The following is a 24,693-nucleotide window of genomic DNA, read 5'->3' on the forward strand; positions in this document are numbered from 1 at the left end:
AAATCGAACCAATTGATTGTCGGCACTCCACTTTCCGAAGTTCGCAAGCGTTGCGGCAAAAGCAGGGAAGTTCCGAAGCGGTTTTGAATTTGCAGTACCTGTGGTATATGGTATGCCAGCGCAGAACCGTTAAAAATCACCGCACGAGGGTTCGGGAAGCGTCCAAATGAACATCCATGAATATCAGGCCAAGGCCCTGCTGCATGAATTCGGCGTGCCGATCTCGCGCGGCGTGCCGGTGCTGCAGGCGGCGGATTCCGAGGTGGCCGCGAAAACGATCGGCGGTCCGATCTGGGTGGTCAAGAGCCAGATCCATGCCGGCGGCCGCGGCAAGGGCAAGTTCAAGGAAGCCTCCGCCGGCGACAAGGGCGGCGTGCGCATCGCCAAGTCGGTCGTCGAGGTCAATGAATTCGCCAAGCAAATGCTCGGCGCCACGCTGGTCACGGTGCAGACCGGGCCGCACGGCAAGCAGGTCAACCGCCTCTACATCGAAGAAGGCTCCGACATCGACAAGGAGTTTTATCTCTCGATCCTGGTCAACCGCGAAACCTCCGAAGTATCGTTCGTGGTCTCCACCGAAGGCGGCGTCAATATCGAGGACGTCGCGCACAACACGCCGGAAAAGATCGTGACCTTTTCGGTCGATCCCGCCACCGGCATCATGCCGCACCACGGCCGCACCGTTGCGAAGGCTTTGAGGCTTTCGGGCGATCTCGCCAAGCAGGCGGAAAGGCTGGTGACGCAGCTTTATACGGCCTTCGTCGCCAAGGACATGGCGATGCTGGAGATCAATCCGCTGGTCGTCACCAAGCAGGGCGACCTGCGCGTGCTCGACGCCAAAGTCTCATTTGACGGCAACGCGCTCTATCGCCATCCCGATGTGGTGGCGCTGCGCGACGAGACCGAGGAAGACGCCAAGGAAATCGAGGCGTCGAAATACGATCTCAACTACATCACGCTCGACGGCACCATCGGCTGCATGGTCAACGGCGCCGGCCTTGCGATGGCGACGATGGACATCATCAAGCTCTACGGCATGTCGCCGGCGAACTTCCTCGACGTCGGCGGCGGCGCCGACAAGGCCAAGGTCACCGCGGCGTTCAAGATCATCACCGCCGATCCCAATGTGAAGGGAATCCTGGTCAACATCTTTGGCGGCATCATGAAATGCGATATCATCGCCGAGGGCGTGGTTGCCGCGGTGAAGGAAGCCGGGTTGAAAGTGCCGCTGGTGGTGCGGCTGGAAGGCACCAATGTCGACGCCGGCAAGAAGATCATCCGGGAGTCCGGCCTCAACGTGGTGCCGGCCGACGATCTCGACGATGCAGCGCAGAAGATCGTCAAGGCCGTGAACGGGAGCTAAGTCTATGGCCCGGGACCGTCTCGCCGCACCTTCGCCGCTCGAGGAGCATCGCAAGCTCGCGGTGTTCGCGGGCGAGTGGAACGGTGAAGAGATGGTGCAGCCGTCGCGCTGGACCGCAGGCGGGCCCGCCACCTCGCACGTCGTCGCGCGTATCGATCTCAACGGCTTTTATCTGATTCAGGATACCCATCAGATGCGCGACGGTATGGAAACCTTCGCCGCCCATGGCGTATTCACCTATGATCACGAGGACCGGCTCTACAAACTGTTCTGGCATGATTCGCTCGGCTACTACCCGCCGTCGCCGGCCTCCGGGGGCTGGAACGGTAAGATATTGACGCTGGTGCGCGGCTCGCTGCGCGGCAATGCGCGCCATGTCTACGAAATTCTCGACGACACCAGCTACACGATGAAAATCCAGTTTTCGCCTGACGCGGAAGGATGGGCTGATGTGCTCACCGGCGTCTATCGGCGGATCCACTGACCCGTCACCGATCGTTTCGCGAAAGCAAATCCAACCATGTCCATCCTGATCGACAAGAACACCAAGGTCATCTGCCAGGGTTTTACCGGCAAGAACGGCACGTTTCATTCTGAAGCCGCGATCGCGTACGGCACCAGGATGGTCGGCGGCACTTCGCCGGGCAAGGGCGGCGCCACGCACCTGGGTTTGCCGGTGTTCGACACCGTGCAGGAGGCCAGGGAAAAGACCGGCGCCGATGCATCCGTGATCTATGTGCCGCCGCCTGGCGCCGCAGATGCGATCTGCGAAGCCATCGACGCCGAGATTCCGCTGATCGTCTGCATCACCGAGGGCATTCCGGTGCTCGACATGGTGAAGGTCAAACGTTCGCTGTCGGGGTCGAAATCGCGGCTGATCGGGCCGAATTGCCCGGGTGTCATGACCGCGGGGGAATGCAAGATCGGCATCATGCCCGCGAACATCTTCAAGCCGGGCAATGTCGGCATCGTGTCGCGTTCGGGCACGCTGACCTATGAAGCCGTGTTCCAGACCTCGCAGGAAGGCCTCGGCCAGACCACCGCGGTCGGCATCGGCGGCGATCCGGTCAAGGGCACCGAATTCATCGACGTGCTGGAGATGTTCCTGGCCGACCCCAAGACGACTTCGATCGTGATGATCGGCGAAATCGGCGGTTCGGCTGAAGAAGACGCCGCACAATTCCTCAAGGATGAGGCCAAGCGCGGCCGCAAGAAGCCGATGGTCGGCTTTATCGCCGGCGTCACGGCGCCTCCCGGCCGCCGCATGGGCCACGCCGGCGCGATCATTTCAGGCGGCAAGGGCGACGCCGGCTCGAAGACGGCAGCGATGGAAGCGGCCGGAATCACGGTTTCACCGTCGCCGGCGCGGCTTGGAAAGACCCTTGTCGAAAAATTGAGGGCTTGATTCATTTTTTGTTCTTTTTCGGCGCGAACATTCTCCCCATATAGGGTAGTAAGACAACTGTTCTGCCATCAGGCTGATCCGGTGCCCGGATCGGCTGTCGCGCCGTTTTCCATGCGCGAACCGAAATCACCAGGATGCAATCATGTCTCGCCAAGACGCGAACGCCGCCTTTGCACTCTCCTCGTTTCTACAGGGCGCGAACGCCCCCTACATCGATGACATCTACGCCCGTTACGAGAAGGACCCCGCCTCGGTCGACACCGAATGGCGGGAGTTTTTCAAGAGCCTGAAAGACCAGCCGGCCGACGTTCGGAAGAATGCCGAGGGACCCTCCTGGGCGCGCGACAACTGGCCGATGACCCCGCAGGACGAACTGACCTCCGCGCTCGACGGCAACTGGGCGCAGGTCGAAAAGTCGATCGGCGCCAAGCTCGCGGCCAAGCCACAGCCCAAGGGCGCCGAACTGACCGCGGCCGACGTCCACCAGGCGACGCGTGATTCCATCCGCGCGCTGATGCTGATCAGGGCCTACCGGATGCGCGGCCATTTCCACGCCAAGCTCGACCCGCTTGGGATCGAGCCGCCGCGCGATCGCGAGGAACTCGATCCGCGCTCCTACGGTTTCGTGGAGGCCGATTTCGACCGCAAGATCTTCCTCGATCATGTCCTGGGCATGGAATACGCGACGTTGCGCGAAATCGTCGCGATCTGCGAGCGTACTTACTGCCAGACCCTTGGCGTCGAGTTCATGCACATCAGCAACGCCGCGCAGAAAGCCTGGATTCAGGAGCGCGTCGAGGGGCCCGATAAGGAAATCAGTTTCACCCGTGAGGGCCGGCGCGCCATCCTGAGGAAGTTGGTCGAGGCCGAAGGTTTTGAGAAATTCTGCGACCTCAAATTCACCGGCACCAAGCGATTCGGGCTGGATGGCGCCGAATCGCTGATCCCGGCGCTGGAACAGATCATCAAGCGCGGCGGCAATCTTGGCGTGAAGGAAATCGTGCTGGGCATGCCGCATCGCGGACGCCTGAACGTGCTGACGCAGGTGATGGGCAAGCGGCATCGCGCGCTGTTTCATGAATTCAAGGGCGGCTCGGCCAACCCGGACGCGGTCGAGGGCTCTGGCGACGTCAAATATCATCTCGGCGCATCCTCGGACCGGGAGTTCGACAACAACCGCATCCATCTGTCGCTGACCGCCAATCCGTCGCATCTGGAGATCGTCGATCCCGTCGTGCTCGGCAAGGTGCGCGCCAAGCAGGACCAGCACGGCGATCCGCCGGACCAGCGCATCTCGGTGCTGCCGCTATTGATGCACGGCGATGCCGCGTTCGCCGGCCAGGGCGTGGTGGCGGAATGCTTCAGCCTGTCCGACCTGAAAGGCTACCGCACCGGCGGTTCGCTGCATTTTATCGTCAACAACCAGATCGGCTTCACCACCTATCCGCGCTATTCGCGCTCCTCGCCCTATCCCTCCGACGTGGCCAAGATGATCGACGCGCCGATCTTCCACGTGAACGGCGACGATCCGGAGGCCGTGGTGTTCGCGGCCAAGGTCGCGATCGAATTCCGGCAGAAATTCCATAAGCCCGTCGTCATCGACATGTTCTGCTACCGCCGCCACGGCCACAACGAAGGCGATGAGCCGGCGTTCACCCAGCCAGTGATGTACAAGAGGATCGCCTCGCATCCGAGCACGCTGGAGCTCTATTCCAAACGACTGATCGCCGAAGGCGTGATGACCGAAGGTGAAGTCGAGAAGGCCAAGGCCGACTGGCGTGCGCGGCTCGACGCCGAGCTCGATGCCGGCTCGGGCTACAAACCCAACAAAGCCGACTGGCTCGACGGCAAGTGGGCCGGCTTCAAGTCGGCCGATCAGGAAGAAGAGGCGCGCCGCGGCGTTACCGGCGTCGATGTCGCAATACTCAGGGATATCGGTCGCAAGATCACCAAGGCGCCCGATGGCTTCCGGATTCACCGCACCATCCAGCGGTTTTTGGAAAATCGCTCGAAAGCGATCGACAGCGGGATCGGGATCGATTGGGCGACCAGCGAGGCGCTGGCGTTCTGCACGCTGCTGCAGGAAGGCCATCACGTCCGGCTGTCGGGACAGGACAGCGAGCGCGGCACCTTCTCGCAACGGCACTCGGTGCTGATCGATCAGGAAGACGAGAGCCGCTATACGCCGTTCAATCACCTCGGCGGCGACCAGGGTCATTACGAAGTGATCAACTCGCTGCTGTCAGAAGAAGCCGTGCTCGGTTTCGAATATGGCTATTCACTGGCGGAGCCGAACGCGCTGGCGGTCTGGGAAGCGCAGTTCGGTGACTTCGCCAATGGCGCCCAGGTGCTGTTCGACCAGTTCATCTCTTCGGGCGAACGCAAATGGCTGCGCATGTCCGGCCTCGTCTGCATGCTGCCGCATGGCTATGAAGGGCAGGGACCGGAGCATTCCTCGGCCCGGCTCGAGCGCTTCCTGCAGATGTGCGCCGAAGACAACATGCAGGTGGTCTATGCCACCACGCCCGCCAATTTCTTCCACGTGCTGCGGCGTCAACTGCATCGCGAGATTCGCAAGCCGCTGATCCTGATGACGCCGAAGTCGCTGCTGCGGCACAAGCGCGCCGTCTCGAGGCTCGATGAATTGGGCGCCGGCTCTACGTTCCACCGGATCCTCTATGATGACGCGGTGATGCTATCAGATGAAAAGATCAAGCTGGTGGCGGACGACAAGATTCGCCGCGTCGTGCTGTGCTCGGGCAAGGTCTATTACGACCTTTACGAGGAGCGCGAAAAACGCGGCATCGATGACGTCTACATCATGCGCGTGGAGCAGCTTTATCCTGTGCCGGTGAAGGCACTGGTGCAGGAACTCGGCCGCTTCAAGAGCGCCGAAGTGGTCTGGTGCCAGGAAGAGCCGCGCAACATGGGCGCCTGGCATTTCATCGAGCCGTATCTCGAATGGGTGCTGAACCAGATCCACGCGCCGAATAGGCGTCCGCGTTACGCCGGGCGCCCCGCCGCGGCGGCGACGGCCACCGGTTTGATGTCGAAGCACCTGGCGCAGCTCAAGGCGCTGCTTGACGAGGCACTGAACTAGCATTCGTAATTCGTCATGCCCTCGAAGGCAGGACATCCACTAACCCGCGCCGCCGAATAATCAGGACCGTCACGGATTACTGGATCGCCCGCTTCGAAGGACGATGACCGCACAGGGTATTTGAGGAAACATCAATGACTGAAATTCGCGTTCCGACGCTCGGTGAGTCCGTGACCGAGGCCACGATCGGCCGCTGGTTCAAGAAGGCCGGCGACGCCGTTGCGGTGGATGAGCCGCTGGTCGAGCTCGAGACCGACAAGGTCACGATCGAAGTCCCCGCACCTTCCGCCGGCACCCTCGGCGAGATCACCGCCAAGGACGGCGAGACCGTCGCGGTCGGCGCGTTGCTCGGGCAGATCAATGATGGCGCGGCGGCCGCCGCGAAGCCGGCAACCGCGCCCGCCAAGGCTGCAGCGCCGGCGGCTGCGCGGTCACCGGCCCCCGCCGCGCCCGCCGCTGCTGCGAAGGCGCCGCCGGCTGACGCGCCGCTGGCGCCGTCGGTGCGCAAGATCTCGGCCGAGAGCGGCATCGATGCCGCCACCGTTCCGGGCTCGGGCAAGGATGGCCGCGTCACCAAGGGCGATATGCTCGCTGCGATAGAAAAGGCGGCGTCGGCGCCGACACCGGTCAATCAGCCTGCAGCTGCGGTGCAGGTTCGCGCTCCCTCGCCCGCCGATGATGCCGCGCGCGAGGAACGCGTGAAGATGACGCGGTTGCGCCAGACCATCGCGCGCCGCCTGAAGGACGTGCAAAACACCGCCGCGATGCTCACGACCTTCAACGAGGTCGACATGAGCCACATCATGGCGATGCGCACCCAGTACAAGGACGTGTTCGAGAAGAAGCACGGCAGCAAGCTGGGATTTATGGGCTTCTTCACCAAGGCCTGCGTGCAGGCGCTAAAGGACATTCCGGCGGCCAACGCCGAGATCGACGGCACCGATCTGATCTACAAGAACTATTATCACGTCGGCGTCGCGGTGGGCACCGACAAGGGCCTGGTGGTGCCGGTGGTGCGCGACTGCGATCAGAAGTCGATCGCCGAGATCGAAAAGGCCATCGCTGATTTCGGCCGTCGCGCGCGCGACGGCCAGCTCAAGATCGACGAGATGCAGGGCGGCACCTTCACCATTACCAATGGCGGCATCTATGGGTCGCTGATGTCGACGCCGATCCTGAACGCGCCGCAGTCCGCCATTCTCGGAATGCACAAGATTCAGGATCGACCGGTCGCCGTCGGCGGCAAAGTCGAGATACGTCCGATGATGTATCTGGCGCTGTCCTATGATCATCGCGTCATCGACGGCAAGGAAGCGGTGACCTTCCTGGTGCGCGTCAAGGAAAGCCTGGAGGATCCCGCGCGGCTGGTGCTGGATCTGTGATGGTAAGGCGCCGTGTCGGATGACGTTTCTGCGCGCCCGCCTTGGATGCCGTCGGAAATTCCCGACGGCAGCCTGCCTGAATGGGATCAAGACGAAGCGGATGGCCTTGTCGGCCTGTTGGTCGTTGGACAATCATGCAGCCGCCAAAATCCTGATGCACTGTAACGAGGCTGCCGAATGAATCTTAGGCTCTGGGGTTGATGTGACGGACAAGGTTGTTGTTATCACCGGCGGCAGCCGCGGCATCGGCCGCGCTACCGCAATCGCCGCCGCATCGCGCGGCTTTCGCGTGGTCGTCGGTTACGCCAGCAATCTGGCTGCGGCCAACGAGGTCGTCTCCATCATCGAGGCGAAAAACGGCAAGGCGATCGCGGTGAAATGCGACGTCGGCAACGAGCACGATATCCTGGCATTGTTCAAGGCTGCGGATGAATTCGGCACGCTTGGCGCGCTGGTTAATAATGCCGGCATTGTCGGACCGACGTCGCGCGTCGACGAAATGTCGGCCGAGCGGATTCAGCGCATGATGGCCGTCAACGTCACCGGCAGCATTCTCTGCGCGCGCGAAGCGGTGAAGCGGATGTCGACCCGCCATGGCGGCAAGGGTGGCGTCATCGTCAATCTGTCATCGGTTGCCTCAAAACTCGGTTCGCCCAGTACCTATGTCGATTACGCGGCATCCAAGGGCGCCATCGATTCCTTCACGATTGGGCTAGGGCACGAAGTCGCCGGCGAAGGCATCCGCGTCGCCGCGATCCGGCCCGGGCTGATCGACACCGAAATTCACGCTTCAGGCGGTGAACCCGACCGCGCCCAACGGCTCAGTCACATGGTGCCGATGAAGCGAGTCGGCACCGCCGACGAAATCGCCAACGCCGTTGTCTGGCTGATCTCGGATGAGGCCTCCTACGTGACCAGCGCCATCCTTGATGTATCGGGCGGGCGCTAATACCTGTCACATTTTCCAGCTACAGGACTTCAATCATGGCCACTTACGATCTCGTTGTCATCGGCACCGGTCCTGGTGGATACGTCTGCGCGGTGCGGGCGGCGCAGCTCGGCATGAAAGTGGCCGTGGTCGAGAAGAACGCAACGCTCGGCGGCACCTGCCTGAATATCGGGTGCATGCCGTCAAAGGCCCTGCTGCACGCATCTGAAATGTTCGAGGAGGCGGGCCACTCGTTTGCGAAAATGGGCGTCGGCGTCTCCGCCCCGAAACTCGATCTGCCCTCGATGATGAATTTCAAGCAGCAGGGCATCGACGGTAACGTCAAGGGCGTCGAGTTCCTGATGAAGAAAAACAAGATCGATGTCATCAGCGGCAAAGGAAAGATTCTTGGCGCCGGCAAGGTCGAAGTTGCAGGCAGCGCCGGCAAGACACAGATCGTCGAGACCAAAAACATCGTCATCGCCAGCGGCTCCGATATCGCGCGGTTGAAGGGCATTGAGATCGACGAGAAGCGTATCGTCTCCTCGACCGGTGCGCTCTCGCTCGACAAGGTGCCGGAGAAATTATTGATTGTCGGCGCCGGCGTGATCGGGCTTGAGCTCGGCTCGGTGTGGCGCCGGCTCGGTGCGCAGGTTGCCGTGGTGGAGTTTCTCGATCGCATCCTGCCGGGCATGGACGGCGAAGTGGCGAAGCAATTCCAGCGCATGCTGGAAAAGCAGGGTTTTGCCTTCAAGCTCGGCGCCAAGGTCACCGCCGTCGACACGTCAGGCAAGACGTTATTGGCGAAGGTCGAGCCGGCCGCGGGCGGAAGCGCGGAAACGCTGGAAGCCGACGTGGTGCTGGTCTCTATCGGCCGCGTTCCCTACACCGAGGGGCTCGGCCTGAAGGAAGCTGGCGTCGTGCTCGACAACCGCGGCCGCGTGCAGATCGACGCGCATTTTGCGACCAGCGTGAAGGGCATCTACGCCATCGGCGACGCCGTCGCCGGACCGATGCTCGCTCACAAAGCGGAGGACGAAGGCGTCGCCTGCGCTGAAATTCTTGCCGGCCAGGCCGGGCATGTGAACTACGACGTGATCCCAAGCGTGGTGTATACCACGCCGGAAGTGTCGACGGTCGGCAAGACCGAGGAAGAGCTGAAGCAGGCCGGCGTAGCCTACACCGTCGGCAAATTTCCCTTTACCGCCAATGGCCGTTCCAAGGTCAACCAGACCACGGAAGGGTTCGTGAAGGTTCTTGCGGATGCGAAAACCGATCGGGTGCTTGGCGTCCACATTGTCGGCCGAGAGGCCGGCGAAATGATTCACGAAGCGGTGGTATTGATGGAGTTTGGCGGTTCTGCCGAGGATCTGGCGCGCACCTGCCACGCCCACCCGACCCGTTCCGAAGCCATCAAGGAAGCCGCGCTTGCGGTCGGCAAGCGCGCGATACACATGTGATCCACGCCCTCGGCGAACGTTGAGGCGGGGACCGCTTTCGTGCACCGCCTTCTGCAGCCGGTCTGGGTTCTGCTTGCGATCATCGTCCTGATCGAGGCGTGGCTGTGGGATAACCTCGAGCTGATCGTGACGTGATTGGTGGCGCGCATTCCACTGCGCGCCCTCAAGCAGCGGCTCGCCGAACGAGTCGATACGCTGTCGCCGGCGATGACGCTGATCGTCTTTAACTTCGCTTGAAAACGCTCCAGCAACACGCCTTCACATCAGATGCACCGCGTGTGGCGCGAACAGGCCGATCAGCGTGAAGCCGATTCCCGCCACCGCCAGCAGGCCTGACGCCCAGGCCAGCGCGAGCATGCCGGTGATGATGGTGGCTGACGCCAGCACGATGCCGATCTGAAACGCCGCCGATGCCACCTCGTAATGATGATATTTAGCCAACGCCAGATCGCGCTCGTGTTCGGCGTGCTTGGCGCGCGCGGCCAGTTGCTCCGAACCTTCGCCGGTTTCCGGCTCCGAGCGGTAGCGCGCCGCGGTCTTCTTCCAGTTGTCGATTTGCTTCTCTAGCGCCGCCTTGGCGGCATCGTCGCCCATCACGCCGAGGCTCAACCTGGCCTGATCCGATGTCGCCTCGACAACCGTGCGGCGGATGCTCTTGGCCTGAAAGAACGCCCACAGGTTCGAGGCCTCGACATTCTTGCTGATCGATTCGGTCTGCGCGCCCTTGCCCAACGTCTCCGACAGCGCCAGGAACAACGCGATGACCGCGATCAGCAGTGCGATCCTCTTGTTGGAGCCGGAGGCATGCTCGGCGTGCTCCGCATGCTCCATGCTTTCATGTGCGCCCATGATTCTCTCCCCCGGGTGGACTGCATCCACGATTGACCGAACGATACCGGCTACGCAAGTGGCAAGCAGATGTGACGGGCGTGTGTCGGGGAGAGGTCGGGCGGTTTCACGCCCGCGGATGCGCCGTCTTGTAGACTTCCAACAGCCGCTCGCTGTCGATGCCGGTATAGATCTGCGTGGTCGACAGCGAAGCGTGGCCGAGCAGTTCCTGAATCGCGCGCAGATCGCCACCGCGGCTCAGAAGATGGGTGGCGAAGGAATGCCGTAGCGCATGCGGCGTCGCGCTGTCGGGCAGGCCGAGCGCGCTGCGCAACCGTTCCATGGTGAGTTGAATGATGCGCGGGCTGAGCGGGCCGCCGCGGGCGCCGACAAAGATCGGTGCTTGGGGCGGGAGCGGATGCGGACACATCGCCACATATTCCTGAACCAGCGTCAGCACATTTTGCAGCACCGGCACCATGCGGGTCTTGTTGCCCTTGCCGGTCACGACAAGCACGTCGCCTGCGCCGCGCAAGGGCACGTCGCGGCGCTTCAACCCGAGAGCTTCGGAAATGCGTAAGCCCGAACCGTATAACAGCGCCATCACGGCGGCGTCGCGCGCCCAGATCCAGGGATCGCGGGCTTCGCCCGCGCGCTCGTCGGCGTCCGTGAAACGTTTTGCGGCCGCCATCTGGATCGGTTTCGGCAGACCCTTGCCGACCTTCGGCGCGCGGATCGCCGAGAGTGCGCCGACCTTGCCTTTGCCTTCCTGTTCGAGGAAGCGTCCGAACGAGCGCAAGCCCGCCAGCGCCCGCATCAGGGAACGGCTGCCGATATCGCTCCCGCGCCGCATCGCCATGAAGGCCCTGACGTCGCTGGCCTCGAGCGCCGCAAAGCACGCAAGCGTCACCCGCGAGCCCCAGTGCCCGCTGAGAAACTCAAGACACTGGCGGACGTCGCGGGCATAGGCCTCGAGCGTCTTCGGCGACAGCCGTCGCTCGCTGCGCAGATGCGCCAGCCAGCGCGTCATCTCCAGCGTGACGCTGTCGTCGGCGCAGTCGAGTTCGATCGGTTGTATTGCGGAAGCTGGTTTGGCCATGGGCTGTCTTGGGTGCGAATATTCAATACTATCACCCCCGGGTCGTTTACCTTTGGTGAACCGCAGCGATTCCTTCGGATATTCGCCCGGCCCGCTGTCGTGTTGCTGGTTCGGCGACGCCGGTGACCTTAAGTTAGCTCAAACCTCGCCTTTTGAGTCCGATTCTCCGATGGATTATTCCACGCGTGCCAGCACCTCATCCGTATCATCGGCGCGCGTCGTCGATGTGCTGGTGCCGGTCGCGCTCAATCAGACCTATTCCTACCGGGTGCCGCGCGGCATGGATTTGGCGCCGGGCGACGTGGTGTCCGTGCCGCTCGGTCCGCGCGAGGTGGTCGCGGTGGTGTGGGCGGAAAACGCCAATCCAGATCCGCGGCTGCACAATCGTCTCAAGGATGTCGGCGAAAAGCTCGATGTGCCGCCGTTGAAAGAGGAACTGCGCTCTCTTGTCGATTGGGTCGCCAACTACACGCTGTCGGCGCGCGGTATGGTGCTGCGGATGACGCTGCGGATGGGCGAACATCTCGGGCCCGAGCGGGTGCGGATGGGCGTGCGTTTGATCGGCGTCGTACCCAAACGCATGACGCCGGCGCGACGCCGGCTGATCGAGCTGCTGTCGGACGGTTTGCTGCATGGCAAATCCGAAGCCGCGAAGGAAGCCGGCGTCAGCGCCGGCGTCGTCGATGGTCTCGTCGACGAAGGCACGCTGGCGACCGAGCCGATGCCGCGCGCGCTGGCGCCGCCCGCGCCCGATCCGTCATTCGCTGTGCCTGATTTCTCCCGCCAGCAGCGCACCGCCGTGGATGCGATGCGCGCGCTCGCGGCGAACGGCAGTTTTCATGTCGCGCTGCTCGACGGCGTTACCGGTTCGGGCAAGACCGAGGTCTATTTCGAAGCCGTTGCGGAAGTCATCCGCCGCGGCAGGCAGTCGCTGATCCTGATGCCGGAGATCGCGCTGACCGGGCAGTTCCTCGACCGCTTTGCGCGTCGTTTCGGTGTGCGGCCGCTGGAATGGCATTCCGAACTGACGCCGCGCACGAGGCAACGCAATTGGGCCGCGATCGCGGCGGGCGAAGCGCCGGTCGTGGTCGGCGCGCGCTCCGCGCTGTTTCTGCCCTATGCCGATCTCGGCCTGATCGTGGTCGATGAAGAGCACGACCAGGCCTACAAGCAGGACGAAGGCGCCCATTACCATGCCCGTGACATGGCGGTGGTGCGGGCGCATATCGCGAAAATTCCGATCGTGCTGGCCTCGGCGACGCCGTCCCTCGAGTCTGAGGTCAACGCGCGCAAGGGCCGCTATCAGCGCGTGGTGCTGCCGTCGCGGTTCGGCGGCCAGCACATGCCGCATATCGAGCCGATTGATTTGCGGCGCGAAGCGCCGGGGCGCGGCCGCTTCATCTCGCCGCGGCTCGCGGAGCAAATTCAGATTGCGGTCGAGCGGCGCGAGCAGGCGCTTTTGTTTCTCAACCGCCGCGGCTATGCGCCGCTGACGCTGTGCCGGGCCTGCGGCCATCGCTTTGCCTGCACGATCTGCGACGCCTGGCTGGTCGATCATCGCTTTCGCCAGCGTCTCGTCTGCCACCACTGCGGCTTCTCGATGCCGCGCCCGCATGTCTGTCCGCACTGCGCGGCGGAGGAATCGCTGGTGGCGGTCGGCCCCGGCGTCGAACGCCTGCAGGAAGAAGCAGCGGCGCTGTTTCCGGATGCGCGCACCATGGTGCTGTCGAGCGACCTGATCACCTCGATCGAGACCATGCGCACCGAATTGAACGAGATCGCGGAAGGCCGTGTCGATATCATTATCGGCACCCAATTGGTGGCGAAGGGCCACAATTTCCCGCGATTGAATTTGGTTGGCGTGGTCGATGCCGATTTGGGGCTCGGCAATGGCGATCCGCGCGCCGCCGAGCGGACGTTTCAGTTGCTCAACCAGGTGATCGGGCGCGCCGGGCGCGATCAGGGCCGCGGTGTCGGCTATCTGCAGACCCATCAGCCGGAGCACCCCGTCATGAAGGCGCTGGTAGCGTGCGACCGCGAGGCGTTTTACGCCAGCGAAATCGAGGCGCGCGAGCGCGCCGGCTATCCTCCGTTCGGCCGGCTCGCAAGCCTGATCATTTCCGCGGGCGATCGCCCCACGGCGGAGGGTTTTGCGCGCAAGCTGGCCGCGATCGCGCCGATCGACCCGCGGATCCAGGTATTGGGACCGGCCGAAGCCCCGCTCGCGGTCATCAGGGGACACTATCGTTTCCGTCTGCTGGTGAAATCACTGCGCAATGTGGATTTGTCGGAATATTTGCGCGAATGGCTCGCGGCGGGTCCGAAGACCAAAGGCAACCTCAAGCTCGAGGTCGACGTCGATCCGCAGAGTTTTTTGTGATCGCAAGTAGCCCGCTACCGTGATTGCGAGCGGGCCGCGCGAATGCGCGGATGACAGGCTCCGCGAAGCAATCCTGCTCGCAAGGATGAGCGAGATTGCACGAAAAAGCCTGCCGTCACTTGTGACGACAGGCCCCGTTTTACTCGCCGCAACGCTACCGAACGTTTGGTGGACAGAAGAGGCGTTTGCACCCTTGAAGGGGTTACTGCACCTCTGCGACGACGCGGCCGACGCCGGCGCTGGTCAGACCGATCGCGCGGGCGGCGCCCGTGGACAGGTCCAGCACGCGGCCGCGGATGAACGGGCCGCGGTCGTTGATGGTGACGACGACGCTACGGTCGCCACGGGTCACCTTCAGCTTGGTACCGAACGGCAGGCTGCGGTGGGCCGCGGTCATGGCGTTCTGATTGAAGCGCTGGCCGGATGCGGTCTTGCTGCCGGATTCGTTGCCGTAAAACGACGCGATCCCCGCGAAGCTATGTCCCGAGACCGAGGAGGGGGCGATCGAAGCGTTGGCGTTGCGCCAGGACCCCTTGGCAGAGCCTGCGGGAGATTTGCTTGCGTGATGGGAATGATGATGGTGGTGGCGGTGATGATGATGCTTGGACTTGGCCGAGGCTTCGGTGATGCTTCCGCCGACCAGAAGTGTTGCGGCGAACATAGCAATCGCGGTGCGCGACTGGGTTACGTTTCCCAGCGCCAGCCTTTTAAGCTTTAGCATTATTGGTCCCTCGAGATAGTATTGCCACATGTGTGGCAAGTGGAGCCCCCGCCCCACTTTGCGTGTTCGCCGTTTGGTCGGCTAATAAGGCGTAAACGGGGCAGTAAATCATTTTGTCTCTCGCCGAGATGTCTTCTACCGAACGAGGCTAATCGATGAACGTTCCGTGGCAATACGAATTAATGGGATTCTTACGTTATGATTACTTGGCAATACTGGCGAACGAAGTCATCCTCCTCCGCGAGGAGGGTTTTCAGCAAGTAATAGCGACGATCGAATGTTCGGCCGGGAGTCGCCGTTCCTGCGTCTGGCTCATGAAGCCATGCATCCAGACCCGGAACAAACACCGCCGTCCGTGAACTTGCGATGCGTCGGCTCTGGGAGAGACAGGCAAATTTGCGGCGAGCAGATCGAGGGCCCAAAAATGGCGCCTGGGAATCGCGGCGCAAAGGACATGCGACAAGGCATCGCCGGGTGCCGCCGTCATGTTGCACCTGCGCTCTTGCTATGTTAGCAAAGCCGCGATTTTAACGATCCCGGTGCAACTCGTACCGGTCGAAAATCGAAGTCCCGCTTGAATTCCAAGGGCTTGGATCGCTAGGCGCCGCATCGTGGCGACGGTTTTTCCCTTGCGAATTTGACAGCAAAAAGAGCGCGCTCGTGGCTGCTGAAAATCCGTCCGTTTCGGGAGTGTCCGGCCGTTATGCAACGGCCTTGTTCGAATTGGCGCGCGATGAGAAATCCGTCGACGCTGTCAAAGCCGATCTGGATAAATTCGACGCCCTGCTCAACGAGAGCGCCGATCTGAAACGGCTGGTCCGCAGTCCGGTGTTTTCGTCGGAAGCGCAATTGAAGGCCCTGGCCGCGGTGCTCGACAGCGCCGGTATTTCGGGCATTTCCGCGAAATTCCTGAAGGTTCTCACCGCCAATCGCCGGCTGTTCGCCGTGAGCGACGTGATCCGCGCGTTCCGCGCGCTGGTCGCCAAATTCAAGGGCGAGGCGACCGCCGACGTCACGGTTGCCGAAACGCTCAGCGACAGAAATCTCGACGCCCTGAAGACCGCGCTGAAATCGGTGACGGGCAAGGATGTCGCGCTCAACGTGAAAATCGATCCCTCCATCATCGGCGGCCTTGTCGTCAAGCTCGGCAGTCGCATGGTGGATAGTTCGCTTCGCACCAAACTCAATTCGATCAAGCACGCGATGAAAGAGGCAGGCTGATGGACATCCGCGCCGCGGAAATTTCCGCGATCCTCAAGGACCAGATCAAGAATTTCGGCCAGGAGGCTGAAGTGTCCGAAGTCGGACAGGTGCTGTCCGTCGGCGACGGCATTGCCCGCGTCTACGGCCTCGACAACGCCCAGGCCGGTGAGATGGTCGAATTCGAGAACGGCACGCGCGGCATGGCGCTGAACCTCGAAACCGACAACGTCGGCATCGTGATCTTCGGCGCCGACCGCGAGATCAAGGAAGGCCAGACCGTCAAGCGCACCCGCGCCATCGTCGATACTCCCGTCGGCAAGGGCCTGCTCGGCCGCGTGGTCGATGCGCTCGGCAATCCGATCGACGGCAAGGGCCCGATCCAGTCGACCGAACGCAAGCGCGTCGACGTCAAGGCGCCCGGCATCATTCCGCGCAAATCGGTCAACGAGCCGATGGCGACCGGCCTCAAGGCCATCGATGCGCTGATCCCGATCGGCCGCGGCCAGCGCGAACTGATCATCGGCGACCGCCAGACCGGCAAGACCGCGATCGCGCTCGACGCCATTTTGAACCAGAAGCCGCTCAACGCCACCGGCGACGAGAAGATCAAGCTGTACTGCGTCTATGTCGCGATCGGCCAGAAACGCTCGACCGTTGCGCAGTTCGTCAAGGTGCTGGAGGAGCAGGGCGCGCTGGAATATTCGATCGTCGTCGCGGCCACCGCGTCCGATCCGGCGCCGATGCAGTACATCGCGCCGTTCACCGGCTGCACCATGGGCGAATATTTCCGCGACAACGGCATGCATGCGGTCATCATCTATGACGATCTCTCGAAGCAGGCGGTCGCTTATCGCCAGATGTCGTTGCTGCTGCGCCGGCCACCGGGCCGCGAAGCCTATCCCGGCGACGTGTTCTATCTGCATTCGCGTCTGCTCGAGCGCGCCGCCAAGCTCAATGACGAGCACGGCTCGGGATCGCTGACGGCGCTGCCGGTCATCGAAACCCAGGCCAACGACGTGTCGGCCTACATCCCGACCAACGTGATCTCGATTACCGACGGCCAGATATTCCTCGAGACCGATCTGTTCTTCCAGGGCATTCGTCCCGCGGTGAACGTCGGCCTTTCGGTGTCGCGGGTCGGATCTTCGGCGCAGACCAAGGCGATGAAAAAGGTCGCCGGCAAGATCAAGGGCGAGCTCGCGCAGTACCGCGAAATGGCGGCGTTCGCGCAGTTCGGCTCCGATCTTGATGCCTCGACGCAGCGTCTGCTCGCGCGCGGTTCGCGTCTCACCGAACTTCTGAAGCAGCCGCAGTTCTCGCCGCTGAAGATGGAAGAGCAGGTCGTGGTGATCTGGGCCGGCACCAACGGCTATCTCGATGCGTTTCCGGTTGCCAAGGTGCGCGCGTTCGAGGATGGCCTGTTGTCGCTGCTGCGCGGCAAGAACGTCGACATCCTCAACACCATTCGCGACACCCGCGATCTCAGCGACGACACCGCCGCCAAGCTGAAGACGGTGGTCGAGGGCTACGCCAAGACGTTTGCTTAACGCCGTCACGGCGGGGCTGTCATCGCAAGTCGACTTTTCCGACTTGCGCAAAATAATTAGAACAACGGGAGCTCGGAAAACGAGTTCCTAAGCATCCACGCTCTTTGAGCGTGGATGCAAGGCAAGGCGGGAATGCGCGGCACAAGGCCGGGCATGACGAAAAAGAGGGGCTTGCGGTCGGGTCAAAAGATCGGATCGCCGGGGTGAACTAAAGAAATGGCTTCACTTAAAGACATGCGGGTCCGCATCGCCTCCACCAAGGCGACGCAGAAGATCACCAAGGCCATGCAGATGGTCGCGGCCTCAAAGCTGCGCCGCGCGCAGAGCGCCGCCGAAGCGGCGCGGCCCTATGCGGAAAAAATGGACGCGGTGATTTCCAACATTGCGACCGCGGCCGCGGGCTCTCCCGGCGCGCCGGCGCTGCTGGCCGGAACCGGCGAGGATCGGGTGCATCTGCTGCTGGTCTGCACTGGCGAACGCGGCCTGTCCGGAGCCTTCAACTCCTCGATCGTGCGTCTGGCCCGCGAGCGCGCGCTGGCGCTGATGAATCAGGGCAAAGAAGTCAAATTCTTCTGCGTCGGCCGTAAAGGCTACGAGCAGCTGCGCCGCACCTTCGAAAAGCAGATCGTGGAGAACGTCGAGTTGCGCTCGGTGCGTCAGCTCGGCTTCGTCAACGCCGAAGATATCGCGAAGAAGGTCATCGCGCGGTTCGAGGCCGGCGAATTCGACGTCTGTACCCTGTTCTATTCGCGCTTCAAATCAGTCATCGCGCAGGTGCCGACCGCGCAGCAGATCATTCCGCTGGTGGTGGAAGCCGAGCCTGCGAATGCCGGTCCGGCGACAGCTTACGAATATGAGCCGGAGGAAGACGAGATTCTCGCCGGTCTGTTGCCGCGCAATCTCGCGGTGCAGATCTTCCGCGCGCTCCTGGAGAACAATGCCTCGTTCTACGGCGCGCAGATGAGCGCGATGGACAACGCCACCCGCAACGCCGGCGACATGATCCGCAAGCAGACCCTGATCTACAACCGAACCCGTCAGGCCATGATCACCAAGGAGCTAATTGAAATCATCTCCGGCGCCGAGGCGATCTGATAGCCGCATGTCAACAGGAGGCGTTTCATGGCTTATGTGACATCCGCGACGACCAAGGGCGGCCGTAACGGCCGTGCGATGCTGGACAATGGCGCGCTGGCGCTGGCCATGGCCGCGCCCAAGGAAATCGGCGGCGCCGGCGACGGGCACAATCCCGAGCAGCTGTTCGCGCTGGGTTATTCTTCCTGCTACGGGCAGGCGATCCTGCTGATTGCGAAGAAATACGGCCTCGACGGTCAGGCCGCGCGGGTGACCTGCGAGGTCACGCTGGATCAAAAGGACGGCGGCTTCGGCCTCGCCGTCGAACTCAAGGTTTCAATTCCTGGCGCCGATAAAGACAAGCTCCAGCAACTGGTTGAAGAAGCCCACACGGTCTGTCCGTATTCGAAGGCAACCAAGGGCAATATCCCCGTCAAGCTGACGGTCGTTTGAGATAGAATTCGAAGGAGAACGTTTCCATGGCTACACCCGCCAACCAGACCGGACGCATCACGCAAGTCATCGGCGCCGTCGTCGACGTGCAGTTCGAAGGACATCTGCCGGCCATTCTGAATGCCATTGAAACTACCAACAATGGCAGCCGCCTGGTGCTCGAGGTCGCCCAGCATCTCGGCGAATCAACGGTGCGCACCATCGCCATGGATACCACCGAGGGTCTGGTCCGCGGCGGCGAGGTTACCGATACCGGCAGTCCGATCATGGTGCCGGTCGGCGTCGGCACGCTCGGCCGCATCATGAACGTGATCGGCGAGCCGATCGATGAAGCCGGCCCGCTGGAATCGGAAGGCTTGCGGCCGATCCATCAGGAGGCGCCGACCTACACCGACCAATCCACTGAGGCGGAAATTCTCGTCACCGGCATCAAGGTCGTCGATCTCCTCGCGCCTTACGCCAAGGGCGGCAAGATCGGCCTGTTCGGCGGCGCCGGCGTCGGCAAGACCGTGCTGATTCAGGAACTGATCAACAACGTCGCCAAGGCGCATGGCGGATATTCGGTGTTTGCCGGCGTCGGCGAACGGACCCGCGAGGGCAACGACCTCTATCACGAATTCATCGAATCGAAGGTCAACGCCGACCCGCACAATCTCGATCCGAACGTCAAATCGAAATGCGCTCTCGTGTTCGGCCAGATGAACGAACCCCCAGGCGCCCGCGCTCGCGTTGGTCTCACTGGTCTGACGGTCGCCGAGCATTTCCGCGATCAGGGACAGGACGTGCTGTTCTTCGTCGACAACATCTTCCGCTTTACGCAGGCCGGTTCCGAAGTGTCGGCCTTGCTCGGCCGTATCCCCTCGGCCGTGGGCTATCAGCCGACGCTTGCCACCGACATGGGCGCGCTGCAGGAGCGCATCACCACCACGCATAAGGGCTCGATCACCTCGGTGCAGGCGATCTACGTGCCGGCCGACGACTTGACCGACCCGGCGCCCGCGACCTCATTCGCGCATTTGGACGCCACCACGGTGCTGAGCCGCGCGATTTCGGAAAAGGGCATTTATCCGGCGGTGGATCCGCTCGACTCCACCTCGCGCATGCTGTCGCCGCTCGTCGTTGGCGAGGAGCACTATCAGACCGCGCGCACGGTTCAGCAGGTGCTGCAGAAATACAAATCGCTGCAGGACATCATCGCCATTCTCGGCATGGACGAACTGTCCGAAGAGGACAAGATCGCGGTCGCCCGCGCGCGCAAGATCGAGCGCTTCCTGTCGCAGCCGTTCCATGTGGCTGAAGTCTTCACCGGGTCGCCCGGCAAGTTCGTCGACCTCGCCGACACCATCAAGGGTTTCCGCGCCATCTGTGAAGGTAAGTACGATCATCTGCCGGAATCGGCTTTCTACATGGTCGGCACCATTGAAGAGGCGGTCGAGAAGGGCAGGAAGCTCGCAGCCGAAGCGGCGTAAACGGGCGAATGGCGAATAGGGAGTAGCGAGTAGATCAGAACTATTCGCCCCGTCTTTGCCGCTCGCTATTCGCTAATCGCTACTCGCAGGTACCCCCACATGGCCACGTTCCACTTCGATCTCGTCTCCCCCGAAAAGCTCGCTTTCTCCGGCGAGGTCGATCAGGTTGACGTTCCCGGCGTTGAGGGCGATTTCGGCGTGCTCGCCGGACATGCGCCTGTCGTGGCCGTGATCCGGCCGGGAATCCTGACTGTGAGGTCGGGCGGCACACATGAGAAGATTATCGTGCTCGGTGGTCTTGCCGAAATGTCCGAGAACGGTCTCACCGTGCTCGCCGATGTCGCCACCTCGATCCAGGATTTGGATCGGGCCATGTTCGCCGACAAGATTGCCGAGATGGAAGCCAAGCTCGCCGAGAAAGAGGGCTCGGAACTCGACCGCGCGATTGAGCGGCTCGATCATTTCAAGAGCATCCAGAGCCAGCTCAATACCACGGCGATGCACTAGCGCTGGTTGATCCTGGATCAAGAGACACGCTCGACTGTCCCGTCATATCCGCAAGATCGCTGGGATTTTTGCGACCGATGTTGCCGGCTACGGCAGGCTGGTTGCCGAGGACAAAGAGGAAAGGCTGCGGCGCATCGCACCCTATCGAGAGGTGACCGACGACTGGGCGGACATCGGCTGTTGCTCATGAATTGGCATTTTTTCTGAGCCCACGGCCTCGTGCACTGCCACGAGAACGGGCTGGCTGCGAAATAACGTGACGCTGCGTCTTGTGTCCGCCCTGTATGGCGCCTTTATTCGCTTGCCTATCCTTATAAGGATCGATCCGCGCCGAGACCGACAGCCCAACGGCGCTTACCGGAACTTTATGCGGTGCGGGGCGTCTGGTACTCAGGCGCGGTCTGCTATTCAAGCGTTCCACGGTAGCCTGACACCAGAATATTTTGCAGAGAGCCGCGCGTCCGTCGAGGGAAGGAGTTCCCCATGATGGAGCACCGTACCAAAGTCGGGAATCGACTGTTAGCTGCATTGCCGCCAGCAGATTTTGATTTGCTCGCTCCTTATCTGCGGGAACCATCGCTAGAACGCGACGCCGTGCTGATACGATCGGGAGATCGAATTGAACAACTCTATTTCCCCCGCAGCGGGACGATCTCGTTCATGTTGGAGATGCCGAACGGACAAACGGTTGCCACCGCGGTTATCGGGAATGAGGGAGCCGTGGGCATCGTCTCAGCGCTGAGCCCCTCCCGCTCTGCCATAACGGCAGTCGTATGTGTGCCCGGCGTCTCATGGCAAATCTCTGCAGCACGATTTAGTGCGGCCCTCAACCAAAGTAATGCCATCAGACATGTGGTTCAGACCCACACCAGGGCGCTGCTGGCGCAATTCCAGCACGTAGCCGCTTGCAATGCGCTGCACTCCGTCGAGTGCCGCATAGCCCGGTGGTTGCTCCACATCCGCGATCGAGTTGATGGTGACGTCCTACCGCTAACGCAAGAGACGCTTTCGGAATTGCTTGGAGTGCGACGAACGACCGTGACGCATGTTGTACGCAAGCTCCGGATGTCGGGTGCTATCCGATCTGATCGGCGGGCTCTGATCGAGGTTGACAGATCGCGGCTCGAAGAAGCGGTATGCGAATGCTACGAGGTCATGCGCCGCAGAATCGATCAGATTGTCTCGCCGGAAGGAATGAGGCATCGCACTCACTCCGCGCAGGTGGGTGAGTTGCCCGCGCTCGAAATCCCCCTTTGGCCCCGCTAGATGAAGCGCGGCGGGACACGCGAACCCAAGGGGGCGACTAGTCCGGCCCGCGGGCAAGAGGCCACTAACCGAATTGCGAAGGCCGACGCGTTTTCGCCATTCCTCAGCCGTCTGGCGCGGATCGCAGGGCGCAACTGTAGCCCTTCAGTTGATCGAGTTGTCCTCCCTTGTCGGTATCTTTGTCGGTAGTGAGCGATGCCGATCACTGCGGCGGCCGCATTCAGTGCGTTCACTCGGATGAAATGCTCCAGCGATTGGCAGTTGTCGTGGCCAACACATCATCCGCGCTCTCTGGCTGGCTCGTAAAGCCAGGCTTCTTTGGCGAACCATTCGTGATTGGCTTGGCAGATTGAGCAGTAGGTGCTCGCGAAGAACACGGCACTACATCGAAAACTTTCGCGATCCGCTTTGATGCCGGTCGGGATTGCCTGTCCCGTTTGAGGGCATTTGATCATGACGGTGCCCACCTTGATTCTCCCTGTTACCTGTTCGGCTTTGTTTCGCAAAGTGTCAGGGCGCGGGGTCGGTTGGATTGCAGCTCTTCTCGTGGAGCTTGCTCCAACCGATCCAGGCGGCTCTTTTGTAAGTTCGATTCAGGTGGCTTTCTGCAGAACTCTAGTGAAGCCGTTCTTGATCGGCTCGGCAGTCTCGGTCGCGACTTTCTGAATGAGACTCCAAAGTTCCTTATTCTGCGCGGACGCGACCTCGAAGTTCTTGCGGCTCTGCGTGGCCGACAGTTTCATGATTTCCGACAGCGACTTCGTGCCCAGGAGATCGGTGAAAAAATCGAAAGCGGAGTTAGCGTTGACGCCCGAGATTTCGATCACTTTGATTCCGTAGTCGGTGGTGCTCATTGCGCTGGTAGAATAGGTTTCGCGGAGAACCTCGGCTATTTCCCCCGAGGCAACCTTCATTTTTTCGCAATTTTCCTTCGCCTGCACCACGCTCTGCTCGGCGATTCCACCGAAGATTCCCGGCATCGCCATCTTGGGTAGTTCGAAAAGCGGCATATCAAAGCCTCGCTTTTCGGTAGCCTGGACGTTCGCATTCGGTGGATTAGTCTTCGCTTCGACTTTCACATCGGCATCTTTCACTGGCTTTGTTCCTTTCAAATGAAACTCCAATCAGCTGCAATGCGATTTGCGTCTCCGAATTCTTCCGAGGCACACGCTGCACCGCAGAAACTGAGGTCGAGAACCATCCCCAACCTCCACTGTGGTCAGGTGCTGCTGCGGATAACCGCCTCGCACCCGCCAAACCAAGGTATGGCTGACTAAAGTCGGAGGCGTCCGTTCGCTTTCTGACTCTCGCTTTGGATTTTTTGAAATCGGGACGTATGCAGCGAGAAGCTCGTTGCAACCGGCGCTTGTGCCGCTTGCTGATCGCCGGGTGCCGTCGAATACGACCTTATCTAAGGGCGGCTGCTCATCAGACGAACTCCGCGAAACGTTTTGCCACCGTCCGATACACATCGCGCCTGAAGGGCACCACCAGATCGGCGACGCGATCGAGTCGTTCCCATCGCCATTGGTCGAATTCCGCCGGCTGGCCGTTGCGCGGCGTCAGCGGATCGATTTCGTCATCGGAACCTGCGAAACGCAGGGCGAACCATTTTTGCCGCTGACCGCGAAATTTCGCCAAGCGATGCGATGACGGCTCCGCGAATGGCGGAAACTCGTAGGTTAGCCAATCGGTTTCGCCGAGATAGCTGGCGTTCGCCACGCCGGTCTCTTCCCACAATTCGCGCATCATCGCGTCACGCGGATTTTCATGGGCATCGATTCCTCCCTGCGGCATCTGCCATTCAAAGCCGGGAAGAATGATTTCCGGTCCGTCGTCCCGGAAGCGGCGTCCGACCAGCACTTGGCCGGAAGCGTTGAACAGCGCGATACCCACATTGGGCCGGTAGGGCTTGCTATCTGCCAAGGCCTAACTGCCCGCGAGCTTGGAAAATTCCTTCACCACGCGCTCATAGACCGGCCGCTTGAACGGCACGATCAGATTGGGAAGATTCTTCATCGGCTCCCAGCGCCAACTGATGAATTCGGCCTTGTGGCCGCCGCCGGGGCTGGCGACATTGATCTCGTCGTCCTTACCGGTAAAGCGAACTGCGTACCATTTCTGCCGCTGGCCGCGATAGCGGCCCTTCCAGGTACGCCCGGCGACGGTGCGGGGAATGTCGTAGATCAGCCAGTCCGCGACCTCGCCGAGTTTCTCTACCGAGCGGACGCTGGTTTCCTCATAAAGTTCGCGCTTCGCCGCCTCCCAAGTGTCCTCGCCGGGATCGACGCCGCCTTGCGGCATCTGCCACACGTGAGATTCATCGACATGTTCGATGCCGCCGGCGCGGCGACCGATGAAGACGAGCCCTGCCGGATTGATCAGCATCATGCCGACGCATGTTCGATAGGGCAAGTCGTCATAACGCGCCATTCCGTCAAGGTCCCTTACGGTCATACGCTTGATCTGGTGTGCGGAACCTGGCGGTTTCCGAAGTCGTACCAGTCG

Annotated in this window: 22 protein-coding genes and 1 pseudogene; 16 read left to right on the plus strand and 7 right to left on the minus strand. The window is 61.7% G+C overall.

The window, feature by feature from the left end:
* Positions 1-166 precede the first annotated feature (166 nt).
* The 8 genes and pseudogenes from sucC to N554_RS35605 form a co-directional block, all read left to right on the plus strand.
* On the plus strand, positions 167-1,363 hold the full coding sequence (gene sucC / locus N554_RS0108840; RefSeq protein WP_029583130.1) for an ADP-forming succinate--CoA ligase subunit beta: 1,197 nt from the start codon (positions 167-169) through the stop codon (positions 1,361-1,363).
* Positions 1,364-1,367: 4 nt separating this feature from the next.
* Complete coding sequence (locus tag N554_RS0108845) at positions 1,368-1,847, plus strand: DUF1579 family protein (RefSeq protein ID WP_029583131.1); 480 nt, start codon at positions 1,368-1,370, stop codon at positions 1,845-1,847.
* Positions 1,848-1,883: 36 nt separating this feature from the next.
* Positions 1,884-2,768, plus strand: a complete 885-nt coding sequence (sucD, locus tag N554_RS0108850) for a succinate--CoA ligase subunit alpha (protein ID WP_029583132.1) — start codon at positions 1,884-1,886, stop codon at positions 2,766-2,768.
* Positions 2,769-2,910: 142 nt separating this feature from the next.
* Positions 2,911-5,868, plus strand: a complete 2,958-nt coding sequence (locus N554_RS0108855) for a 2-oxoglutarate dehydrogenase E1 component (protein WP_029583133.1) — start codon at positions 2,911-2,913, stop codon at positions 5,866-5,868.
* Positions 5,869-6,002: 134 nt separating this feature from the next.
* Positions 6,003-7,250 (plus strand): 2-oxoglutarate dehydrogenase complex dihydrolipoyllysine-residue succinyltransferase, encoded by a 1,248-nt coding sequence (odhB, locus tag N554_RS0108860; protein ID WP_029583134.1) that lies wholly within the window; start codon positions 6,003-6,005, stop codon positions 7,248-7,250.
* A gap of 202 nt (positions 7,251-7,452) precedes the next feature.
* Positions 7,453-8,199, plus strand: a complete 747-nt coding sequence (locus N554_RS0108870; protein WP_029583135.1) for an SDR family oxidoreductase — start codon at positions 7,453-7,455, stop codon at positions 8,197-8,199.
* A gap of 35 nt (positions 8,200-8,234) precedes the next feature.
* Positions 8,235-9,638, plus strand: coding sequence for a dihydrolipoyl dehydrogenase (gene lpdA, locus N554_RS0108875; protein ID WP_029583136.1), 1,404 nt, complete (start codon positions 8,235-8,237; stop codon positions 9,636-9,638).
* A 39-nt stretch (positions 9,639-9,677) separates the two neighbouring features.
* Positions 9,678-9,863, plus strand: a pseudogene (locus N554_RS35605) (hypothetical protein); the annotation flags it as partial.
* Positions 9,864-9,896: 33 nt separating this feature from the next.
* On the opposite strand, the gene N554_RS0108890 reads toward N554_RS35605, so the two are convergent.
* Together N554_RS0108890 and N554_RS0108895 are read right to left on the minus strand one after the other, a co-directional pair.
* Positions 9,897-10,487: a DUF4337 domain-containing protein gene (locus N554_RS0108890; RefSeq protein WP_029583137.1), complete on the minus strand. Its 591-nt coding sequence runs from the start codon at positions 10,485-10,487 to the stop codon at positions 9,897-9,899.
* A 106-nt stretch (positions 10,488-10,593) separates the two neighbouring features.
* Entirely contained in the window at positions 10,594-11,565 is a 972-nt protein-coding gene (locus tag N554_RS0108895) for a tyrosine recombinase XerC (protein WP_029583138.1), read from the minus strand.
* A 169-nt stretch (positions 11,566-11,734) separates the two neighbouring features.
* Between N554_RS0108895 and N554_RS0108900 the strand changes: the two genes are divergently transcribed.
* Positions 11,735-13,945: a primosomal protein N' gene (locus tag N554_RS0108900; RefSeq protein WP_029583139.1), complete on the plus strand. Its 2,211-nt coding sequence runs from the start codon at positions 11,735-11,737 to the stop codon at positions 13,943-13,945.
* A gap of 202 nt (positions 13,946-14,147) precedes the next feature.
* On the opposite strand, the gene N554_RS0108905 is transcribed toward N554_RS0108900, so the two are convergent.
* Entirely contained in the window at positions 14,148-14,666 is a 519-nt protein-coding gene (locus N554_RS0108905) for a septal ring lytic transglycosylase RlpA family protein (protein WP_029583140.1), read from the minus strand.
* A gap of 660 nt (positions 14,667-15,326) precedes the next feature.
* On the opposite strand from N554_RS0108905, the gene N554_RS0108910 reads away from it, so the two are divergent.
* The 7 genes from N554_RS0108910 (at position 15,327) to N554_RS0108940 (ending at position 22,185) form a co-directional block, all read left to right on the plus strand.
* Entirely contained in the window at positions 15,327-15,887 is a 561-nt protein-coding gene (locus tag N554_RS0108910; protein ID WP_029583141.1) for a F0F1 ATP synthase subunit delta, read from the plus strand.
* A complete protein-coding gene (gene atpA / locus N554_RS0108915; protein WP_029583142.1) occupies positions 15,887-17,416 on the plus strand; it encodes a F0F1 ATP synthase subunit alpha in 1,530 nt (509 codons plus the stop codon). Before N554_RS0108910 ends, atpA begins: the two co-directional genes overlap by 1 nt.
* 216 nt (positions 17,417-17,632) lie before the next feature.
* Positions 17,633-18,511, plus strand: coding sequence for a F0F1 ATP synthase subunit gamma (locus N554_RS0108920; RefSeq protein ID WP_029583143.1), 879 nt, complete (start codon positions 17,633-17,635; stop codon positions 18,509-18,511).
* 27 nt (positions 18,512-18,538) lie between these two features.
* Positions 18,539-18,943 carry an organic hydroperoxide resistance protein gene (locus tag N554_RS0108925; protein WP_029583144.1) on the plus strand — a complete coding sequence of 135 codons (405 nt, stop codon included), beginning with the start codon at positions 18,539-18,541 and terminating at the stop codon, positions 18,941-18,943.
* 26 nt (positions 18,944-18,969) lie between these two features.
* A complete protein-coding gene (atpD, locus tag N554_RS0108930) occupies positions 18,970-20,412 on the plus strand; it encodes a F0F1 ATP synthase subunit beta (RefSeq protein ID WP_029583145.1) in 1,443 nt (480 codons plus the stop codon).
* Positions 20,413-20,511: 99 nt separating this feature from the next.
* On the plus strand, positions 20,512-20,919 hold the full coding sequence (locus tag N554_RS0108935) for a F0F1 ATP synthase subunit epsilon (RefSeq protein WP_029583146.1): 408 nt from the start codon (positions 20,512-20,514) through the stop codon (positions 20,917-20,919).
* A 483-nt stretch (positions 20,920-21,402) separates the two neighbouring features.
* Entirely contained in the window at positions 21,403-22,185 is a 783-nt protein-coding gene (locus N554_RS0108940; RefSeq protein ID WP_081851188.1) for a Crp/Fnr family transcriptional regulator, read from the plus strand.
* A gap of 278 nt (positions 22,186-22,463) precedes the next feature.
* On the opposite strand, the gene N554_RS38120 is transcribed toward N554_RS0108940, so the two are convergent.
* The 4 genes from N554_RS38120 to N554_RS0108960 form a co-directional block, all read right to left on the minus strand.
* A complete protein-coding gene (locus N554_RS38120) occupies positions 22,464-22,652 on the minus strand; it encodes a hypothetical protein (RefSeq protein WP_029583148.1) in 189 nt (62 codons plus the stop codon).
* Between the two features lie 126 nt (positions 22,653-22,778).
* Positions 22,779-23,279, minus strand: a complete 501-nt coding sequence (locus N554_RS0108950) for a phasin (protein ID WP_029583149.1) — start codon at positions 23,277-23,279, stop codon at positions 22,779-22,781.
* A 334-nt stretch (positions 23,280-23,613) separates the two neighbouring features.
* The gene (locus N554_RS0108955) at positions 23,614-24,111 is read right to left on the minus strand and encodes an RNA pyrophosphohydrolase (RefSeq protein ID WP_029583150.1); all 498 of its coding nucleotides are present in this window, start codon (positions 24,109-24,111) and stop codon (positions 23,614-23,616) included.
* Positions 24,112-24,114: 3 nt separating this feature from the next.
* Positions 24,115-24,618: an RNA pyrophosphohydrolase gene (locus tag N554_RS0108960; RefSeq protein WP_029583151.1), complete on the minus strand. Its 504-nt coding sequence runs from the start codon at positions 24,616-24,618 to the stop codon at positions 24,115-24,117.
* Positions 24,619-24,693 lie beyond the last annotated feature (75 nt).

Source organism: Bradyrhizobium sp. URHD0069 (genome assembly GCF_000701345.1).
Classification (GTDB): Bacteria; Pseudomonadota; Alphaproteobacteria; order Rhizobiales; family Xanthobacteraceae; genus Bradyrhizobium.

What these genes read in the sequence shown, in the direction of transcription:
- N554_RS0108895 (WP_029583138.1), bottom strand. Translation starts at nt 11,565, where the DNA reads ATGGCCAAACCAGCTTCCGCAATACAACCGATCGAACTCGACTGCGCC.
- N554_RS0108935 (WP_029583146.1), top strand. Translation starts at nt 20,512, where the DNA reads ATGGCCACGTTCCACTTCGATCTCGTCTCCCCCGAAAAGCTCGCTTTC.
- N554_RS0108845 (WP_029583131.1), top strand. Translation starts at nt 1,368, where the DNA reads ATGGCCCGGGACCGTCTCGCCGCACCTTCGCCGCTCGAGGAGCATCGC.
- lpdA (WP_029583136.1), top strand. Translation starts at nt 8,235, where the DNA reads ATGGCCACTTACGATCTCGTTGTCATCGGCACCGGTCCTGGTGGATAC.
- N554_RS0108890 (WP_029583137.1), bottom strand. Translation starts at nt 10,487, where the DNA reads ATGGGCGCACATGAAAGCATGGAGCATGCGGAGCACGCCGAGCATGCC.
- N554_RS0108855 (WP_029583133.1), top strand. Translation starts at nt 2,911, where the DNA reads ATGTCTCGCCAAGACGCGAACGCCGCCTTTGCACTCTCCTCGTTTCTA.
- sucC (WP_029583130.1), top strand. Translation starts at nt 167, where the DNA reads ATGAACATCCATGAATATCAGGCCAAGGCCCTGCTGCATGAATTCGGC.
- N554_RS0108905 (WP_029583140.1), bottom strand. Translation starts at nt 14,666, where the DNA reads ATGCTAAAGCTTAAAAGGCTGGCGCTGGGAAACGTAACCCAGTCGCGC.
- sucD (WP_029583132.1), top strand. Translation starts at nt 1,884, where the DNA reads ATGTCCATCCTGATCGACAAGAACACCAAGGTCATCTGCCAGGGTTTT.
- odhB (WP_029583134.1), top strand. Translation starts at nt 6,003, where the DNA reads ATGACTGAAATTCGCGTTCCGACGCTCGGTGAGTCCGTGACCGAGGCC.
- atpA (WP_029583142.1), top strand. Translation starts at nt 15,887, where the DNA reads ATGGACATCCGCGCCGCGGAAATTTCCGCGATCCTCAAGGACCAGATC.
- N554_RS0108940 (WP_081851188.1), top strand. Translation starts at nt 21,403, where the DNA reads ATGATGGAGCACCGTACCAAAGTCGGGAATCGACTGTTAGCTGCATTG.
- N554_RS0108900 (WP_029583139.1), top strand. Translation starts at nt 11,735, where the DNA reads ATGGATTATTCCACGCGTGCCAGCACCTCATCCGTATCATCGGCGCGC.
- N554_RS0108920 (WP_029583143.1), top strand. Translation starts at nt 17,633, where the DNA reads ATGGCTTCACTTAAAGACATGCGGGTCCGCATCGCCTCCACCAAGGCG.
- N554_RS0108960 (WP_029583151.1), bottom strand. Translation starts at nt 24,618, where the DNA reads ATGGCGCGTTATGACGACTTGCCCTATCGAACATGCGTCGGCATGATG.
- atpD (WP_029583145.1), top strand. Translation starts at nt 18,970, where the DNA reads ATGGCTACACCCGCCAACCAGACCGGACGCATCACGCAAGTCATCGGC.
- N554_RS0108925 (WP_029583144.1), top strand. Translation starts at nt 18,539, where the DNA reads ATGGCTTATGTGACATCCGCGACGACCAAGGGCGGCCGTAACGGCCGT.